1 protein-coding gene is annotated in these 335 nt (G+C 40.0%); it reads left to right on the top strand.

Annotated features, from left to right (window positions below):
- Window positions 1-148: 148 nt before the first annotated feature.
- The coding region (locus tag HC176_RS18230; RefSeq protein ID WP_167920412.1) for an AAA family ATPase at window positions 149-335 on the top strand (187 nt) is incomplete at its 3' end.

Raw genomic sequence — 335 nt, forward strand, 5'->3', positions numbered from 1 at the left:
TGTAACAGCGATAAAGTCGAATTTTTCACCAATGTCAAAAGCCCCGGCTCCCTCTTCTTTTTTGGAATCTCTTTTTTTGTGAATACTTTGCCTATGGTTGTAAACCGGGAATACCACTGCGCGAATTGTAATAATAAATTTAAACAAGATGAACCTTAAATATTTTATCACCGGAATTGGGACCGAAGTAGGTAAAACTATCGCCGCGGCCATTGTAACAGAAGCTCTCGAAGCAGATTACTGGAAACCAATACAGGCAGGCGACCTGCAAAATTCCGATACTCATAAGATCAAAAGCCTGGTCACGAACAAAAAAACTGTCTTTCACGAAAATG

Source organism: Tamlana crocina (assembly GCF_012037625.1).